This window comes from Aeromonas sp. QDB56 (assembly GCF_027705505.1).
GTDB classification, from domain to species: Bacteria; Pseudomonadota; Gammaproteobacteria; order Enterobacterales; family Aeromonadaceae; genus Aeromonas; species Aeromonas caviae.
On record NZ_JAPDBZ010000230.1, the window covers coordinates 1 to 1,500 of the forward strand.

Consider the following 1,500-nt stretch of genomic DNA (forward strand, 5'->3'; position numbering starts at 1 on the left):
TGCTCTTTAACAATCTGGAAAGCTGATTTAAAAAGTAGTTCTCAAACATTTGTTACAAGTGCTTTGGAAACTTCTTGGCGAAAACCAAATTTTATTTGGTCCTTGTTGTACGACAACAAGCTGTGCCGGTTTCACCGACACTTCTTGGGGTTGTATGGTTAAGTGACTAAGCGTACATGGTGGATGCCTTGGCAGTCAGAGGCGATGAAGGACGTACTAACCTGCGATAAGCCGTGAGCAGTCGGTAAGAGACATTACGACTCACGGATTTCCGAATGGGGAAACCCACTTAGCATAAGCTAGGTATCGCTACGTGAATACATAGCGTAGCGAGGCGAACCGGGAGAACTGAAACATCTAAGTACCCCGAGGAAAAGAAATCAACCGAGATTCCCTCAGTAGCGGCGAGCGAACGGGGATTAGCCCTTAAGCATCTTGGAAGTTAGTGGAACGGTCCTGGAAAGGCCGGCGATACAGGGTGATAGCCCCGTACACGAAAACAACCTTGATGTGAAATCGAGTAGGGCGGGACACGTGACATCCTGTCTGAATATGGGGGGACCATCCTCCAAGGCTAAATACTCCTGACTGACCGATAGTGAACCAGTACCGTGAGGGAAAGGCGAAAAGAACCCCTGTGAGGGGAGTGAAATAGAACCTGAAACCGTGTACGTACAAGCAGTGGGAGCCCTTCGGGGTGACTGCGTACCTTTTGTATAATGGGTCAGCGACTTACATTTTGTAGCGAGGTTAACCGTATAGGGGAGCCGTAGGGAAACCGAGTCTTAACTGGGCGTCTAGTTGCAAGGTGTAGACCCGAAACCGGGTGATCTAGCCATGGGCAGGTTGAAGGTTGAGTAACATCAACTGGAGGACCGAACCCACTAACGTTGCAAAGTTAGGGGATGACCTGTGGCTGGGGGTGAAAGGCCAATCAAACTCGGAGATAGCTGGTTCTCCCCGAAAGCTATTTAGGTAGCGCCTCGGACGAATACTACTGGGGGTAGAGCACTGTTTGGGCTAGGGGGTCATCCCGACTTACCAACCCCATGCAAACTCCGAATACCAGTAAGTAATATCCGGGAGACACACGGCGGGTGCTAACGTCCGTCGTGAAGAGGGAAACAACCCAGACCGCCGGCTAAGGTCCCAAAGTTCTGGTTAAGTGGGAAACGATGTGGGAAGGCTCAGACAGCTAGGATGTTGGCTTAGAAGCAGCCATCATTTAAAGAAAGCGTAATAGCTCACTAGTCGAGTCGGCCTGCGCGGAAGATGTAACGGGGCTCAAACCAGGCACCGAAGCCGCGGATTCACGCTAAGCGTGAGTGGTAGGGGAGCGTTCTGTAAGTCTGCGAAGGTGTATCGAGAGGTATGCTGGAGATATCAGAAGTGCGAATGCTGACGTAAGTAACGATAAAGGGGGTGAAAAGCCTCCTCGCCGGAAGACCAAGGGTTCCTGTCCAACGTTAATCGGGGCAGGGTGAGTCGACCCCTAAGGTG

General features: G+C 51.1%; 1 rRNA gene (only partly in view). It reads left to right on the forward strand.

Annotation, left to right across the window (positions count from 1 at the left end):
- Nucleotides 1-156: 156 nt before the first annotated feature.
- Nucleotides 157-1,500, forward strand: a 23S ribosomal RNA gene (locus tag OKB81_RS19870); it runs 1,467 nt beyond the window's last position.